General features: G+C 66.0%; 16 protein-coding genes. 9 read left to right on the top strand and 7 right to left on the bottom strand.

Features of this window, described 5'->3' with window-relative positions; translation table 11 throughout:
- The first annotated feature begins 5 nt into the window (after positions 1–5).
- The 4 genes from D6M19_RS14810 to D6M19_RS14795 all read left to right on the top strand — a co-directional run bounded on the left by D6M19_RS14810 (position 6) and on the right by D6M19_RS14795 (position 5921).
- On the top strand, positions 6–1298 hold the full coding sequence (locus D6M19_RS14810) for an MFS transporter (RefSeq protein WP_234834863.1): 1293 nt from the start codon (positions 6–8) through the stop codon (positions 1296–1298).
- Positions 1295–2551: an ATP-grasp domain-containing protein gene (locus tag D6M19_RS14805; RefSeq protein WP_123025985.1), complete on the top strand. Its 1257-nt coding sequence runs from the start codon at positions 1295–1297 to the stop codon at positions 2549–2551. Before D6M19_RS14810 ends, D6M19_RS14805 begins: the two co-directional genes overlap by 4 nt.
- A gap of 77 nt (positions 2552–2628) precedes the next feature.
- Positions 2629–3333, top strand: coding sequence for an ABC transporter ATP-binding protein (locus D6M19_RS14800; RefSeq protein ID WP_123025984.1), 705 nt, complete (start codon positions 2629–2631; stop codon positions 3331–3333).
- A gap of 23 nt (positions 3334–3356) precedes the next feature.
- Positions 3357–5921 carry an FtsX-like permease family protein gene (locus D6M19_RS14795; RefSeq protein WP_234834862.1) on the top strand — a complete coding sequence of 855 codons (2565 nt, stop codon included), beginning with the start codon at positions 3357–3359 and terminating at the stop codon, positions 5919–5921.
- A 5-nt stretch (positions 5922–5926) separates the two neighbouring features.
- Here the strand turns inward: D6M19_RS14795 and D6M19_RS14790 are convergent, their stop codons facing one another.
- From D6M19_RS14790 to D6M19_RS14775, 4 genes are all read right to left on the bottom strand, one after another.
- Positions 5927–7249, bottom strand: coding sequence for an acyltransferase (locus D6M19_RS14790; protein WP_164478492.1), 1323 nt, complete (start codon positions 7247–7249; stop codon positions 5927–5929).
- 6 nt (positions 7250–7255) lie between these two features.
- Positions 7256–8572: a cytochrome P450 gene (locus D6M19_RS14785; protein ID WP_407665346.1), complete on the bottom strand. Its 1317-nt coding sequence runs from the start codon at positions 8570–8572 to the stop codon at positions 7256–7258.
- Positions 8573–8698: 126 nt separating this feature from the next.
- Positions 8699–8872, bottom strand: a complete 174-nt coding sequence (locus D6M19_RS14780) for a CsbD family protein (RefSeq protein ID WP_123025980.1) — start codon at positions 8870–8872, stop codon at positions 8699–8701.
- Positions 8873–9020: 148 nt separating this feature from the next.
- Positions 9021–9380 carry an intersectin-EH binding protein Ibp1 gene (locus D6M19_RS14775; protein WP_123025979.1) on the bottom strand — a complete coding sequence of 120 codons (360 nt, stop codon included), beginning with the start codon at positions 9378–9380 and terminating at the stop codon, positions 9021–9023.
- Between the two features lie 285 nt (positions 9381–9665).
- Between D6M19_RS14775 and D6M19_RS14770 the strand changes: the two genes are divergently transcribed.
- Positions 9666–10382, top strand: coding sequence for a cutinase family protein (locus D6M19_RS14770; RefSeq protein WP_123026091.1), 717 nt, complete (start codon positions 9666–9668; stop codon positions 10380–10382).
- A gap of 33 nt (positions 10383–10415) precedes the next feature.
- Here D6M19_RS14770 and D6M19_RS14765 read toward each other — a convergent pair whose 3' ends face one another.
- On the bottom strand, positions 10416–10727 hold the full coding sequence (locus tag D6M19_RS14765; protein WP_234834860.1) for a hypothetical protein: 312 nt from the start codon (positions 10725–10727) through the stop codon (positions 10416–10418).
- Between the two features lie 133 nt (positions 10728–10860).
- Here D6M19_RS14765 and D6M19_RS14760 point away from each other — a divergent pair, with 133 nt between their 5' ends.
- Positions 10861–11718, top strand: a complete 858-nt coding sequence (locus tag D6M19_RS14760) for a putative serine hydrolase (RefSeq protein WP_123025977.1) — start codon at positions 10861–10863, stop codon at positions 11716–11718.
- Positions 11719–11730: 12 nt separating this feature from the next.
- Positions 11731–12624 carry an NAD(P)-dependent oxidoreductase gene (locus tag D6M19_RS14755; protein ID WP_123026090.1) on the top strand — a complete coding sequence of 298 codons (894 nt, stop codon included), beginning with the start codon at positions 11731–11733 and terminating at the stop codon, positions 12622–12624.
- Here the strand turns inward: D6M19_RS14755 and D6M19_RS14750 are convergent.
- Both D6M19_RS14750 and D6M19_RS14745 read right to left on the bottom strand, forming a co-directional pair.
- Positions 12621–13460, bottom strand: coding sequence for an SDR family oxidoreductase (locus D6M19_RS14750; protein WP_123025976.1), 840 nt, complete (start codon positions 13458–13460; stop codon positions 12621–12623). The two genes, D6M19_RS14755 and D6M19_RS14750, sit on opposite strands and share 4 nt — an antisense overlap.
- A 51-nt stretch (positions 13461–13511) precedes the next feature.
- A complete protein-coding gene (locus D6M19_RS14745; RefSeq protein ID WP_123026089.1) occupies positions 13512–14396 on the bottom strand; it encodes an enoyl-CoA hydratase in 885 nt (294 codons plus the stop codon).
- A 486-nt stretch (positions 14397–14882) separates the two neighbouring features.
- Between D6M19_RS14745 and D6M19_RS14740 the strand changes: the two genes are divergently transcribed.
- Positions 14883–15155 (top strand): intersectin-EH binding protein Ibp1, encoded by a 273-nt coding sequence (locus D6M19_RS14740; RefSeq protein ID WP_327389797.1) that lies wholly within the window; start codon positions 14883–14885, stop codon positions 15153–15155.
- Between the two features lie 235 nt (positions 15156–15390).
- A complete protein-coding gene (locus D6M19_RS14735) occupies positions 15391–15786 on the top strand; it encodes an intersectin-EH binding protein Ibp1 (protein ID WP_123025974.1) in 396 nt (131 codons plus the stop codon).
- Positions 15787–15811: the final 25 nt, after the last annotated feature.

Raw genomic sequence — 15811 nt, 5'->3', positions numbered from 1 at the left:
ACGGCGTGATCAGGCGGCTGGGTGTGATGCTGCTCCCCAGCAGCCACGCCGGCCGCACACTCGCGATCGGTGCAGGCATCGACTCGTTGGGCACGGGAATGTTCTTCGCCTCCTTCGCCCTCTATTTCGTTGGTGTCGTCGGCATCGCCGCGGCGCAGGTCGCCCTGGCGACCGCTCTTGCCGGAGCTGTCGCCCTGCTCGCGCCGGTACCGCTCGGCCGGTTGGCTGACCGGCTGGGGACGGGACGTTTCTACGTCGCCCTCCTGCTGCTGCGCGGTCTCGGTTACGGCTGCTTCGCGTTCGTCTCCGACTTCAAGGGCTTCCTCGTGCTCACCGTATTGCTCACCGCCGCCGACCGGTCGAGCTCACCGATCCAGCAGGCCGTTGTGACGGCGTTGATCGGAGGCCAAGACCGCACCAAGACGATGGCCTCCATCCGGGCCATCCGGAACGTGGGCCTGACGGTCGGCTTCCTCCTCGCCGCCGCCGCCTTCGCCACGGCTGAGCCATCCGTGTTCACGGTGGTCTTCGTGGGTAACGGACTCTCCTTCGTCGTGGTCGCAGCCACGGTGCGGCACGTGCTGTCAAAGGCGGGCCCGGTCGGCGAGCGCACCACACCCGTACCGGCGGCGCCAGCCACTGCGGGAGTCCGATCCCCATTCCGCGATCGGTGGTTCATGGTCTTCACCGTCGGCAATGGCGTCCTGTCTCTCTACGACACCGTGCTGATCGTTCTGCTGCCGATTTGGGTCATCGAGCACACCGCGGTACCGGTTGCGTTGGTGCCGGTCTTGATGGCGGTCAACACGGTGCTGACCGTGCTGCTTCAGGTCTACGTCGCCAGGTTCGCCGCCGGGCCGCGCGCGGCGATCCGGCTGCTGGTGCTTTCCGGCGCGTTGATGGCGATCTGCTGTGGATTCTTCGCGGTGGGCCAGGCGGCGTCGGCCACCGTTGCGGTCTTCGCGATACTGGTTGCGGTCGTGGCGCTTTCGGTCGCCGAGAACCTCCAAGAGGTGGCGGCCTGGGAGCTGTCCGCGGAACTGTCGCCTGAGGGCGCCCGCGCCCGCTATCTCGGTGCGTTCAGCCTGGGTTTCAGCGGGCAGAAGGTCATCGGCCCTGGCCTGCTGGTCGTGGTGCTGATGCCCACCGGCATGATCGCCTGGCCGATACTGGCCGGAGCCTTCGGGACCGCCGCCCTGGTGTCGCGAACAGCGGCGCGCCGCTGTCTGACCGAGCGGCAGAGCACCGCCGTTACCCGTTGTCCTCCCAACCCCCAACCAACCGAGGTGAATTCATGACCGAGCATGTTCTCGTCGTCGGCAGTGGCCGCGACCTTCCCGCCCGCGTCCGGCGGGCAATTCCCGGCACCAAGACATCGGTGATCTGCCGTCTGGAATTCGTCGCCAAGCTCCGAGAGCTGACCGAGCACACCCGGGTCATCGCGGTGCGACACGACGCCCCCGACGAGGAGTGGATTGCACTGGCCAGGGCCGCACACGAGCTAGATCCGTTCACCCGGATCGCCACCTTCGGCGAGACCGACCAGGACCGCTGTGCCGTGATCGGGGAGGCGCTCGGCACCACCACCCACTCGCCGCAGACCGTAGAGCTGGTGCACGACAAGCATGCGATGCGGGCCAGACTTCGCGAAACCGGTGTCGACACAACGGCTTCGGCGGTAGTGGCTGACCTGGCCGCCTTGAAGGCCTTCGTCTGTGATCACGGATTCCCGTGTGTGGTCAAGCCGGTAGCCGGCTCAGGAAGTGCCGGCGTTGCGGTGGTCAGGCGTGACAGCGAGTTGGCTTCGGCGTTCGAGCGGGCCAGCGGTCGGTACGACGGCGTGCCGCATGCCGGGGTGCTGATCGAGCAGTTCCACGAAGGCCCTCAGTTCAGTGTCGAAGCGTTCTCTGAGCTCGGCGAGCACCAGGTCGTCTCCATCACCCGAAAGTTCTCCGATCCGACCACCTTCGTCGAGCTCGGGCACGTGGCCTCAGCAGACCTCACCTCGAATCAGCAGGAGGACGTCGGCGCCTACGTGGAACGGGTGCTCGAGGCCCTTGATGTGGAATTCGGCGCCACTCACACCGAAATCGTCATGACCGCCGCTGGTCCGCGGGTGATCGAAACCCATGTACGGATGGGCGGTGACGAGATTCCGGCCCTGACCTTTGAAGCCACCGGTGTCGACCTCGCCGAGTTCGTCGTGAGGCAGACGGTGGGCGAGAAGGTACTCCCCGACCTCCGCGCGGTGCTGGCGGAGGACCGGCCCTCCCGCCGCTCGGCTATCTGGTTTGTCGCCGCGCCGGCCGCCGGTGTGGTCGCAGATGTCAGCGGCCTCGACGAGGCCCGTAACGCCGCGGGAGTCACCGAGGTCGAACTGCTGATCCGACCGGGCAGCACGATCGGCGCCCTTGAGTCCTCGGACTCGCGCATCGCATATGTACGTGCCGTAGGTGATACGGCCGATGAGGCCGTAGCCGCCGCTCGGAAAGCCGCGGCGCAGCTCGAGTTCCAGTTGCGGGTGCGCGCGGTGAGCGAGCAGACGGTGTGACCCGCACCGAGATCGGGTGAGATTGCAGTAGCGCGCTACTGCGGCCGTCGCAGCCCACGCGAATCACCATCAATAGCGTGACACCGGTACTGCAGCTCGAAGGCGTCGGCAAGACGTATCAGCGGGGCGACGAGCAGTTACGCGTGCTCGTCGACTTCGACTTCACGTTGGATGCAGGCGAATTCGTCGTGGTGACCGGGCCGTCTGGGGCGGGCAAATCGACCCTGCTGCATGTCGCGGGCGGGTTGGACGCGCCGGACAGCGGCACCGTGGCGGTGACCGGCCAGGACGTGTGGTCGATGAGTGCGGGTGCGCGTGCGGCGTTCCGGCGGCGAAACCTCGGATTCGTCTTCCAGTTCTTCAATCTGGTGCCGACGCTGACCGCGGTGCAGAACGTGTCATTGCCGCTGGTGCTCGACGGTGTGTCTGCCCGGTACGCCGATGCGCGCGCCGAGGAGCTACTGCAACGCGTCGGGCTCGGCGACCGAGCGGCCCACCTGCCCGCCGAACTGTCGGGCGGCCAGATGCAGCGGGTGGCGGTGGCGCGCGCGCTGGTGGCCCGGCCGTCCATCGTTCTCGCCGACGAACCGACCGGAAACCTGGACAGCCATTCGTCGGCCGAGGTCCTGCGTCTGCTGCGGTCGCTGTCAGACGAAGACGGTGCGGCGGTCGTCATGGTGACCCACGATGCGGTCGCGGCGCGGTACGGGTCTCGCGAGCTCCACCTTGTCGACGGGCGGGCGAGCGCTGTCGACGACGCCGCCCCAATCGGCGACCGGTGATGCACACGTTGCGCGCTGGATTGGTGTCGTTCCGACGCATCCACCTCGCCGCGTTGATCGCCGACTGGCGCCGGACGCTGCTCAGCGTGATCGGCGTCGCGATCGGGGTGACGGTGGTCCTCGGCACATTGATACTCAAAGCCGAGCTGTCCCGGCCGTTCGACGCATTCGGCCCATCGCTGACCCATGCCGCCGACGCCGGTGTGGTGGAGGTGAAGCCCAACGTGAGCGGCCGACTGCCGATCGAGACGGTCACCCGACTACGCGAGAAAGTGACGGGGGCGCAGGCGGTCATCCCGATCGTCGCCAGATTGACACCGGTCGATGTCGCAGGCGGCACTGGACCATCGCCCACCCAGCTCCGCCCGCCCGCAGGCTTCTTTCTGCTCGGCGGCTCGTGCCAGATCGAGCTTCTGGTCGGTTCGTTCGACTGCGAACAGCGCGCCCGCGACGTCAAGCCCGCAAACGGTCCCGGCGTGCCGCTGCTGATGCCCGCGCCCATCGCCCAGCGACATGGCGTATCGCTCGGCGACGAACTGCGGCTCCCCGGCCTGCCGCCAGGTTCGATGCACCTCGGATGGACGTTCCCGGAGTTCGACCGCGTCGAGGGGATCAACGACGGCTACGTGCTGATAGCACCGTCGACGGACGTCGCCGCGTCGCTGCTCTCGTCCCCCGGTTACGTCAGCGCCGCGTTTGTTCTTCCGAGAAAGGGCGCCGACGTCACAGCCGACGTCGATCGCGTCGTCGCAGGCATCGCAACAGCCGGCCCGCCAAAGCCGAACCTTCCTGTCGTATTCGCCAACAGCACACAGAGTCTCAACCTCGTCGCGCTGGCCGGCATCATCGTCGGCATCCTGATCGCCGTGAACACCGTGCTGCTGGCCGTCGAGGACCGGCGTGCGGTGATGGGAACCATCGGCGCCATCGGCGCCAAACCGGTCGGCCTGTTCGGCGGAATGCTCGGCGAAGGCGCGGTGGTGGGCTTGCTCGGTGGATTGCTTGGCGTGCCAAGCGGATTCCTGCTCGGCGAGTATCTGGTGGACAAGTTCGGACGATCCATGTTGGCCGGGTCGGGTGGCACCATCGCGGCGCACTTCACACTCGGCTTGATCCCGATAGGGGCCGCCGCGGGCATCGTCTGCGGAATCCTCGCGATGTTCGGGCCTGCCGCAAGGTTGGTCCGGGACGGGCCGTTGGCATCGATGGCCAGCATCGGCGGGGTGCAGCGCGCCAGGACGATCCCGACGTGGCCGCTGATCGTGGGGGCAGCGTTGCTGGTCGCTGCCGTCGTGCTGCTGTCGATTTTCGAGCACGGGTCGCTGCCGCTGAGCACGGGCATCAACGGCTTGACGGTGGCGCTGTTCGGCGTGGTGCTGGTGACGGCATGGATCGCCCCGCGTGCCGCCGGGCTGTCGAGCGGGCTGCTGACAAGAGTGCGGCCGGCCGTCGGGCGGCTGCTGGGTGCCGATATTCGGCGCTACACGCTGCTGTTCGCTCTGTCCGCCGCGCTACTCGCAGAGAGCACCAGCCTCGCCATCGGCTCCAACAGCATGCAACTTCTCGGCACCGAACAAGTCGCCGCGCAAAAGGCCGAGCGACTGCCCGCCGCGTTGCTGATCACCCCGCAGGCAGTGCTGGATCAACGAGACGGCCGGATTTCCGAGGCCGCTTACGAGTTGGTCGCCACCGCCGCAGGCGGGCGGAGCATGTCGTCGCGATGGCAGTCGACGATCTCGTCGGGCACATCGTCGCGACAAGTCGTCGGCGTCACGCCGGGCGACTGGTACAGCCAGGCTCTCTACGAGCCGACCGACGTCGGTAACAGGTTCTGGCAGGGTCTGCGCGACGGCGAAGTCGGCCTGACCGAGATCGCGGCCAGTCGGCTCGGCGTCGCGCCCGGCGATACCGTCGAGCTGCCGACGGTCGCAGGCCCGAAGCGGTACCGGGTGGCTGGGATCTTCCGTCCGCAGATGATCAACGACGCCGCACTGGGTGACATCGTGCTGGTCTCGGAACGATTGGCACGCATCGACTGGGCGGCCGTGCGCGATCAGGTCGCGGTGGCCTATCCGTCCCCTGCCGACGCGACCGCCCACCGCAGCGATTTCCTTAACCTCGGCGCCGGACTGTTCTCCTACGACAACGAGCAGTGGCGTTCGGTGGCCAGCACCGGGATCACCCGGTTCTTGCAGCCGATCACGTTCGCGGGGTACGTAGTGATGGCGGCGGCAGGTCTGAGCGTGCTGAACGTCTTCCTGCTTGGACTTGTGCAACGCAGGCGGGAACGAGCGGCGTTACGGGCGATCGGGGTGACTTCCCGGCAGGAGCAGGCCGTCATCATCGCCAACGCCGGCCTGCTCGGCCTGCTCGTCGCCGGTCTCGCTGCGCTCGGAGGCGTGGGGCTGACGTATCTCTGGTCACTGGGCTCACCGGTGTTCTACGGCACCAAGATCGAATGGGGTGTGCAGCCGCAGGCGCTACGAACCGGGGTGGCGGGCGTGTTCATACTGGTGCTTGCCGCCGCGGTGTACCCGGTGATCCATTCGCGACGGCTCGAGACTGTCGAGATACTCCGAACCAGCTGACGCCATCAGGCGTGAATCTCACGGTGCAACCGCGGAATGTCGTCGCCCTGGTTCCGAAACCGGTGCAGGTGTTCTTGAACCGCGGCGCTGGACATAGCCTGGATTTCCCTGGGCGGCAATGCCATCTGGAAGACCAGCCCGTGACCGTCTGCCCCGTCCATCAGCACGCCAAGGCCCGCAACGGGCAACTTCATCAATAGCGTGCAGTAGGACGTGAAGGTGTCTTCGAACCGGATGCGGTAGACCCCGAAACCGCCGACATTCGTAATGAGCGGGTTCCACCGGGCGGGATCGAAAGCGGTGGATACACACCACGCCGCCCGCCACGCACCGGCATCATCCAGGAACTGTTGGTTGATGCGCATGTCGCAGTGTTCGTCGGCGAAGTGGTCCACGGTGTGCCGGATGCGCTCGGCAATCGTGCCTGCCGCCTCCCCGCGTCGCAGGTAGATGTTCAGTGTCGTGATGATATTGCCGACGAGCATCGGGTCGAGGCCACAGCGACCGCGCACATTCACGGCGATCGCGAGGGTACGACCGTCGACCGCGGGGTCGGCGTTCATCAGCGCTTCGGAAAGATGCGCGCACACAACGTCGTTCGCGGACAACCACATCCGACTTCCGTAGGCGTCGCGCATACGGGCGATCTCGTCATCGGCGAAGTAGAGGCTCAGTGTTCGCTGCTTGCGCGCGCCCCTTGCCAGGTACAGCGCGCTGCGTGCGAGTTCTGCGGCGCCGAGGCAACGCACCCCCGGCTCCCGCGCACCATCGGCAGGGAGGCGCTCGTCGAGGTAGGCGACGCGGTCCTCGACGAGCAACGGTGCACCGATCGGCAGGCCCGCGGCGGCGGCGGCCCACGCGTTCATGAAGATCATCAACGTCTGCATATCGCCGATCACGTGGTGCCACGAGAACCCGATTGCGGTCGCATCGTGACCAAGATGCGTGACACGTACCTTGCACAGCGGGCCGAGCCCCCAACGAGCCGCGGCGCCGTTCACCGCGTCGACGAGCCAGCCACCACTGTCTTGCGTCGTCGATCGGATCGCGTCGTCGAGCGTGCGGTCGGACGAAACACACGTGAACGGCACGCCTTGACCCTCACAGCGAATTCGCATCCTGCCGTGGTGGTCGGTGACCATTCGCCCCGCGAAGATCGGAAGACTCGTGAGAGCGTGCGCAAATGCGCGGGCGAGCGCCGCCGTTTCGAGACGGCGCTCGAAGAAGAAGACGAAATGGATCGCCAGGTTGGCGACAATGGCATCGCCCGCATTGCAACGGATTTCGAGTTTCGATGCGCCTAAGGGCTTGATCAGCTGGGTCGACACAATGGACTATCTTCTGCGGTTCACTACTAGGCGGCCGCCGAGTTTCGGGGTGTGGGAGATTCCCCGGAAGTGCGATTTCTCGTCGGCGGCGGCATCGGTCTGGATGTGGAAGTTCTGCAGCACCGTCCGTAGCACGATATCGATCTCCGCGATCGCGAACTCGGCACCGATGCACCGCCGTGCCCCGCCGCCGAACGGCAGCCATGCTGCGGGCGGCCTGGTGCCGCGAAAGCGATGCGGATCGAACCGTTCGGGGTGGGGAAAGATCTCCGGATTCTCGTGAAGATCGGCGATGCGGACGAGCACGGCGCGATCCTGCGGAATCCGCCACCCGCCGAGGTCGAATTCCGGCGCGCAGACCCGACGGCCCGCCACGTCGATGACGGTGCGTACTCGCAGCAACTCCACAACGGTGGCCCGACGGAAGTCGCTGCCCCCCTCGTCGACCTCCCTGACGAGTTCGGCCAGCACGTCGGGGTGGCGCCGCAACCGCTCGAAGGCCCAGCCCAGTGCAGACGCCGTGGTCTCGTGGCCCGCGCCGATCAGGGTCAGCAGTTCGTCGCAGATATCCAGCGGAGCCATCCCGGTGCGGACCAACAAGGCCAGAATGTCGGTCCGCTCGCCGAGAGCCGAATCGGCACCGGCGCGAGCGATCAGCGCGCATACGATTCCGTCGAATGCCTTGCGGAACTCGTCCAGCCTGCCCCACGGGCTGCGGCGGCGAAGCCTGGACGGCGGCGCAGGCACGAACGCCACGAGCTGTCCGAGCCTCATATAGGGCGGGACGATCGCGCGTAGTTCCTCGAGTTCGGCTCCATCGGCGCCGAAGATGGTCAGCAGGATCACGTTCAAAGTGATCCTGTTCATCGGTTCGAGAATCCGGAATTCTTCACCCTCAGGCCAATTCGCGCTTTCCCGCATCGTCTCGGCCACGATGACCTTCTCGTAGCTCTCGAGGCGCTGACCATGAAATGCCGGCGCCAGCAGCCGACGCCGCGCTCGATGCCGACTGCCGTCAAGCCCGAACATCGACCCGGGCCCGAACCAGTTGCTCAGATTCGGCGCCACATTGTGCAGCTGTTCGGCGCTCGCGGTGCACACCGCCCTCACCAGGATCGGGTCGGAAACCACAACGCATCGACCGAAGAACGGGACGTTGATGTCGAAGATGCGACCGTGCCGCTTGATCCAATTCCGCATTGCCCTACGGCGGCATGCGGCGAATTCGACGCCCTGAACGAGCTTGGGTGCGCGCACACGCGGTGGGCTCGACCAGTCGCGCGTCGGTGTTGCGCACGGATTGGCCACGGCGGTAATCGTCACCCGCGTGCGGGGCGACCGTCTCGGTAGTCGACTACTGCAATCTCGACCGGTGTCGGTCCGGCAGTACCTAAGACGGCGCTCGGCCCGCCACCGGTGAGGGTGGCGGGCCGAGGAAACCAGTGTCGGCTAGTTCTTGAATGCGTCCTTGATCTTCTCGCCTGCATCCTTCAAGCTCGACTTCGCCTGGTCGACCTTGCCCTCGTTCTCGGTGCTCTTGTCGCCGGTCGCCTTGCCGGTGGCCTCTTTGGCCTTGCCGCCAAGGTCGTCGATCTTGTTGCTGGCCTTGTCTCCTAAGCCCATGATGCGTTCCCTTCGTAGTCCGGGTACGACTCGTGAGTCGAGCCTTCACGGGGGATACCTCGAGCAGGCCATCCCAAACTCGGGCATGGCTGTGAAATGGCCCATCCGCCCCGTTTGGGGGCCTTGGCCATGGCCAGGAGCGAGCCGGCTACGGGCTGGAGCTGATGGTCGACCGAGGAACCGGCTGCGGCCCTTCTGCCTGCTGCTCCTCGGCCAACCCGATGCAGGCACCGCTGTCGTGGCCGGTGCACGGGACGCCGTCGATCTCAGGGATGTCGGGATTGGCGGCGTTCGTGGTGAACCCGTCGTTGTCGGGCGAGTTGGGCACGAGCATCGGGACGCAGGACGTGGTGTAGACGTCCTCCTCCTCGCCGCCGGTGCACGCCGCCAGCGGGGACACCACCGCACCCGGCATTGCCGTCACAGCCACCAATGGAGCGCCGACAACCGCCAGCGCCAGCACCGCGGCAGGGAAAAGCCGTCGAGCCGGGACCGAATAGTTCACCATGGGCACGAGTCCTCATTTCTGTGTCGCCAAGCACTTGGTACTTGCTGTGAGCATTCTGCCTTGTCGGGGCCCGCTGGGCGGCGATGTGCTCAAGAGGCCGAATAGTCGACATAGCGGTTGCGAGCCCGCCCGGTTCTGGGTGAGGATGAAGATGGCTGGTGTGGGGTTGGCAAGCCGTGGTACGCAGTGGTTTTGAATCAGGCGGTGCTGGGTAGGCACCGTTGCGCGGTGCGCGATGTGGCCCCGCCAGACGTCAGGAAAGCACTAAAGAGGCGGTGGACCGAGTTGATCGTCATCAATCGTTTGTTCGCAGCAACGGGACTCATCGCGGCCGCGCTGCTGAGCCCGCTGATCTCAACTCCAATTGCGTCGGCGGCGCCGTGCCCCGACGTCGAGCTGGTGTTCGCACGCGGCACCTTCGAGCCACCCGGTGTCGGTGGCACCGGGGAGGCGTTCGTCGATTCCCTGCGCTCGAAGCTGGGGAGTAAATCTCTTGAGGTCTATCCGGTGGAGTACCCAGCGTCGCTGGATTTCCAGACGGCGGCTGACGGTGTCATCGACGCGAGCAACCGGGTCCAGGCGGTGGCCGCGGAATGCCCGAAAACCAAGATCGTGCTCGGCGGCTTCTCCCAGGGAGCGGCGGTAGCCGGATATCTCACCGCGGACTCCGTCCCCGTCGGCTTCGCGATGCCCGCCGGCCTCACCGGGCCGATGCCTCCCGAAGTGGCCGACCACGTCGCTGCGGTGGCGCTGTTCGGAAAGCCGTCGAGCGGGTTCCTGCAGATGATCGCCAACACCGCGCCGCCGATCACGGTCGGACATCTCTACGCGGCCAAGACGGCGGACCTGTGCATTCCCGAGGACCCGATCTGCTCACCGGGCGGCGGCGACACCAATGCGCACAACCTCTATCCGGCCGACGGCCTGACAGACCAGGCCGCAGAGTTCGTCGTGCAGAAGATCTCGTCGAGCACACCGGCAACCACAGAGAACGCTAGGTAGGGCTGCCGACGGGCAATCGCTCCAGGCGAATGTCTACAGGAAGTGGCGGGTCGATCTGCCGACCAGGTAGCCCTGCGGGAACGACTTCTCGATCACCTGGCACTGGTTGTTCTGCAAACACTCCAGTTCCATGACCACGCCGCCGCCGGGGATCGGCCTGGCTTCAAGGACCTTGTAATGCTGACATCCGCCATCTGCGTCGTAGATCGGATCACCGCAACGGACGCTTTCGATCGGCACTCGGTGCGCGTCATCGGGAGATAAAGACATATCGACGAGGGTAGGCCCCTGGCCCGGCGTGATGGCAGATTTCGCGCGCAATGATCCACCCAAGCCTGCCGCCATGGCCGCCATCGTCGGCGATGCGTCCGACGCGGCCCGCGGCCTGCAGACCGTTGTCGAGGCGAAAACTGCTCAGCCCCTGTGGATTTGACTCGACACGGTTTCGACACGCGCCCGACAGGCGCATACTCGGCTGATGGCCAAGCACAAACTGTTTTGCATACCAGGGACGTGGGAAGCGGTGGCGGCGGCGAATGGCAATCCCGGCGGAATCACTCCCGGCGCCGAGATCGGGATGCTTCGCGGCATCACCGACTTTTTGAACCGCAGCGTGTTCGACGTCGTCTACGTGAACTACCCGGCGAGCTTCGGTCCCATCCCCGGTGGCGGAGAGGATCTGCTGGCGGCTCTGGGCAATCCGTCCTACCTGAAGTCACGCGATATGGGCATCGCCGAGGTGAAACGGCTGATCGGCGAACATCAGGGCTCGTTCGGGCTGCTGGGCTACAGCCAGGGCGGCGCGGTGGCCTCTCTTGTCGGCCGTGAGCTGGTGTCTGGATCGTTGACGCCGCGACAACGCGACTGCCGGTGGATTCATGCGATCGCCTCACCGCATCGCGGCAGAGGCCGCACCTTCCATCTCGGCAACCAGTTGGCCTACGAGGGGATCTCCGGCGACAACATCGTCAACACCGGCACCATCGACTGGTTCGACTACTGCCTGCCCGGCGACATCTACGGCAATGCCGATATCCGCGGCACCTACCTGAAGCAGGGCTACGACCTGGTGACACCGTTGTCGCTGATGGACCCATTCGCGATGATCGCCCAGATCGCGGAGAACCTCGCACACTGGCTGGAGTCCGGCGAGCTGGGGCCATTGAGCATCTTCCGGGCTGTGAAGACCGGCTTCGACCTCGGCTTCTTCCTGCGTGACAACCCGCACGACAAGTACGGCGTCTGGGACATCATCCCGGGATGGACGGCACTGCGGCACTCCACCAACCACCTGAACTTCTGGGGGCCGCGCATTCCGGCCACGATCGATGTCTAGGCGGCCGCGATGATGCGGATCGGGTTCATCGGCCTTGGCAAGATGGGGTCGGCCATGGCCGCGAACCTCATCAAGGCGGGCCACGATGTCACCGTCTACAACCGGACGCGGGTCAAGGTCGACGCGCTGGCCGCCGAGGGCGCGACGCCCGCCGGCTCGGTCGCCGAGGCCTGCGGCGGGGACGTCGTGGTGTCGATGCTGGCCAACGACGACGCCGTCGCCGGGGTGACCTTCGGTGAGGGCGGCATCGTGGCCTCGCTCGCCAAGGGTGCCACCCACGTGTCCTCCTCGACCATCAGCGTGTCGCTGTCGGAACGGATGACCGCCGCGCACGCCGATGCGGGCCAGCAGTTCGTCGCTGCACCGGTGTTCGGCAGGCCGCAAGCAGCTCAGGCGGCCAAGCTGTTCGTCGTTGCCGCGGGTGAACCCGCGACCCTTGAATCGATGTCGGCGGCGTTCGACGCCATCGGCCAACGCACGTTCGTGGTGTCCGAAGAGCCGAAAACCGCCAACCTGGTCAAGCTGAGCGGCAACTTCCTGATCACATCGGTGATCGAGTCGCTGGGCGAGGCGATGGCGCTGGTCGGCAAGGCCGGGGTCGATAAGCACCAATACCTCGACATCCTCACCTCGACGCTGTTCGGCGCCCCGATCTACAAGACGTACGGCGCGCTGATCGCAGGTGAGCAGTTCGAGCCTGCCGGATTCGCCGCGTCACTCGGACAGAAGGACATCCGCCTCGTATTGGCCGCCGCCGAGGAACTGCGGGTGCCGATGCCGGTAGCGAGCCTGATCCGTGACCGCTTCCTGACGCTGCTGGCCCGCGGCGGCGCCGACCTCGACTGGTCGGCGATCGGCGCGTTGGCCGCTTGGGAGGCCGGTGCCGCCGATCCGACCGGCAGCTAGCTCGATACGACACCGCGCAGGCCGTCTGCCCCGAATAAGGGCTCGAGCATCGATGAGTAATCCGGCCCGCGACGCACCAGCAGGCCGCCATCGACGTTGATGATTTGACCCGTGACGTAGCTGGACGCCTCGCTGAGCAGGAAGACCGCCGCGTTGGCGATGTCGGTGACCTCACCTGGGCGGGGCAGCGGCGTGCAGGCTGCGTAGTCGGCGCGCAGTTCCGGCGAATCCAGCACCGGCGCAACGAGTTCGGTCCTGATGAGGCCGGGCCGGATGCAATTGACCCGCACCCAGGACGGCCCTAGCTCGTCGGCGGCGAGCTGCATCAGGTGGTCGATGCCCGCCTTGGACACCCCGTAGGCGCCGAACCACCGGTGCGTGTTGCTCGCCGCGATCGACGAGATCCCGATGAAGGATCCGCCACCGCCACGGACCATCTCGCGCGCCGCGTGCTTGAGGACGTACATGGTGCCGTTGATGTTCAGGTCGACGGTGCGCCGCCACGCCTCGGAGTCGATCTGCGTGACGGGGCCGATCGTCTCGCTGCCACCTGCGCAGTGCACGACCCCGTGCAGCGTGCCAGTCCACGCGGTGGCCGCCTCGACGATCCGGCTCACTTCGTCTTCGTTGGTGACGTCGGCGGGTTCGTAGCGCACCTCGCCGCCACCGGCGGCCACGGCCTTGATTTCCTCGGCGGCGGCCGCCAGCCTGTCGGCGTTGCGGCCGACGATCATCACCTTCGCACCCGCCGCGGCGGCCGACGCGGCGACTCCCTTGCCGATTCCGCTGCCACCGCCGGTGACCAGGACCGTCTTCTCCACCAACGAGAGCTGCACCGTTACCCCTTCGACAAACTGAAACAGGTTCTAGTTATAGAACCACGCACGTCAAGGGGTGTCGCGACGCGACGGCGTCGGCGCGCCGAGCGTGCGCCAATCCGGGACGTCGGGCGGCAGGCCGATGGGATACCTGTTCTCGTTGGCCGCCGCCCAATGGGCGTGACCGAGCTCGTGAATGTGAAACGCGTGCCGAAGTGCCTCGGTGAATCCCATCGCATCGGCTGCTGCGTTGACCGAATCCTTCACAAGGAGGGCCGCCATCGTGGGCCTCTCGGCGATGCGACGCGCGAACTCGACGGTCTTGTCCTCCAGCTCTGCGCGCGGAAAGACCTTCGACACCATGCCGAGGCGGTAAGCCTCGTCGGCGTCGATCGAATCTCCGGTCAGCAGAAGCTCTTTGGCCTTGCGCGCACCGAATTCCCATGGGTGCGCGTAGTACTCGACGCCCGGCATACCCATCCGCACCGCGACGACATCGCTGAACTTCGCGTCGTCGGCGGCGACGATCAAGTCGCACGCCCAGATCAGCATCAGGCCCGCCGAGATGGTGTTGCCCTGCACCTGCGCGATGGTGATCTTGCGCAGGTCCCGCCACCTGCGGGTGTTCTCGAAGAAGTAATGCCATTCCTGCAGATACGTTCTCTCCGCGACGCCGCTCTTGGTCGACCCGTGCGAGCGGAACGTCGGGTGCTGATCGGGGCCTGGCTTGCGCTCCAGCAGCGCCGCCTCCGAACCCAGGTCGTGGCCCGCGGAGAAGTTCTTCCCGCGCCCGGCCAGGATCACCACCCGCACGGTGTCATCGGCCTCGGCCTGGCCGAACGCCTCATCCAGTTGGACGAGCAGTGTGCGCGATTGCGCATTCTGGGCCTCAGGCCGGTTCAGCCAAATGCGCGCGATGCGCCCCTCGTCCAAGGTTTCGTACGTGACCTGCATGGCCGGCTCCTGCGGAACCGATTCGGCGTTGGTCAGGTCCGGACTGGCCACGTGCACACCTCGTTACGTTCAATGCGTCAGATGTAATGCACATTACTTCCACGGCCGACGGGCCCGACCGCCGGGATCTCGGCCGCGTCGAGCCGCAGGCACCGATATCCGTCCAGCCGTGCCACAGCAACCTGACAGACACCTCACAGAGATGGCAGGGGCGGCGGGCATTTACTGGATATCAGCAGGTGCTTTCCATTGAGCGAGGGTACGCTTGCGCTAGCAGATGCCCACTCCTGCTACAACTTCGGATGAGGCATAGGCAGGGAACCGGACGACTGCGGTCAGCTGGCTGACAGCGAGTCCCCGCTCCCTAGAAGACACAGCCAGCAAACTAGAGAAAGCGTGACGATGGCGACCTTCCAGCTTCCAACTCGACGACTGCTCCTTGCGGGGGGATTCGCTGTCGCGATCGCTGCCGCTCCAGCAGTCGCAATGTTCGCCGTTCCGACGAGCGGCAGCTCGGCGCCGTCGGTCTCGGCATGTTCGGGCGGCGAGACAGAAGACCAGTTCACCAATATCTGCGTGCCCGATATCGTGCCCAATTCGCCCGCCTTCTCCAGCACCGCACCTGTCGGCGGCCTTCCCGAGATCAATGGCATCCCGTGCACCGGACACAATTCCGGTGAGTGCATCGGGCTTGGCGAGGAAGAGAACGCTGCGGGTCCCATCGCGGTCCCGCATTCGGAGGTCAGCTCCAGCCCGTAGCGGGCGCATCGATGGGCGCAGCCGCCTGACCGGCGGCGCAACCACCCAACCGGAAGGGCCGGACACGGTTTTCGTGTCCGGCCCTTCCGCGTTGACGCCTATAGTTTGTCCGCTTGGCCTGCGCAAATCGATTGGCAATATTGACAGGAAACTTTGCGAACGCATGCAGATTGCGCCCAGTTTCCATACAATCGCCCCGACGAGAATTGTCAGGAGATCTACAGAAAGCGTGACGATGGCGACCATGAAGTTCCCAGCACGACGACTGATCATTGCCGGTGGATTCGCCGTCGCAGTAGCGGCAGCGCCTGCGATCGCCTTCGTCGCGATGCCCACACCCGCTGCCAGCCCGCTCGCCCAGTGCCCGGGTGGCGAGGAGCACGACCTCTACACCTCCCTGTGCGTTCCGCATCTGGTGCCCAACGCCGGACAGCCGTATTCGGCAATCGCAGGCAACCCTGATCTGGCGGCGGTGAACATTCCCGGCGGTGGCGGGTCCATTCCCTGCACCGGCCACAACTCCGGGCAGTGCATCGGCCTGGCAGAGGAGCAGCAGGTGCCCGTGGTGACACCGGAGTCGTCGGTGGGCAGCAGCCCGACGGTCACCGGATCCACCGGAACCATCGGCTAGGACAGGGCGGGACACCCGCAATCCC

The sequence above is a fragment of the Mycolicibacterium stellerae genome, from assembly GCF_003719305.1.
Classification (GTDB): Bacteria; Actinomycetota; Actinomycetes; order Mycobacteriales; family Mycobacteriaceae; genus Mycobacterium; species Mycobacterium stellerae.
The sequence above is the reverse complement of the archived record's forward strand: the minus strand, read 5'-3'. Positions and strand labels throughout refer to the sequence as shown.

Excerpts from the sequence above, each read along its gene's own strand:
- D6M19_RS14755 (WP_123026090.1), top strand. The coding sequence starts at position 11,731 with ATGCGGATCGGGTTCATCGGCCTTGGCAAGATGGGGTCGGCCATGGCC.
- D6M19_RS14740 (WP_327389797.1), top strand. The coding sequence starts at position 14,883 with ATGTTCGCCGTTCCGACGAGCGGCAGCTCGGCGCCGTCGGTCTCGGCA.
- D6M19_RS14760 (WP_123025977.1), top strand. The coding sequence starts at position 10,861 with ATGGCCAAGCACAAACTGTTTTGCATACCAGGGACGTGGGAAGCGGTG.
- D6M19_RS14765 (WP_234834860.1), bottom strand. The coding sequence starts at position 10,727 with ATGGCGGCAGGCTTGGGTGGATCATTGCGCGCGAAATCTGCCATCACG.
- D6M19_RS14780 (WP_123025980.1), bottom strand. The coding sequence starts at position 8,872 with ATGGGCTTAGGAGACAAGGCCAGCAACAAGATCGACGACCTTGGCGGC.
- D6M19_RS14805 (WP_123025985.1), top strand. The coding sequence starts at position 1,295 with ATGACCGAGCATGTTCTCGTCGTCGGCAGTGGCCGCGACCTTCCCGCC.
- D6M19_RS14735 (WP_123025974.1), top strand. The coding sequence starts at position 15,391 with ATGGCGACCATGAAGTTCCCAGCACGACGACTGATCATTGCCGGTGGA.
- D6M19_RS14745 (WP_123026089.1), bottom strand. The coding sequence starts at position 14,396 with ATGCAGGTCACGTACGAAACCTTGGACGAGGGGCGCATCGCGCGCATT.
- D6M19_RS14775 (WP_123025979.1), bottom strand. The coding sequence starts at position 9,380 with ATGGTGAACTATTCGGTCCCGGCTCGACGGCTTTTCCCTGCCGCGGTG.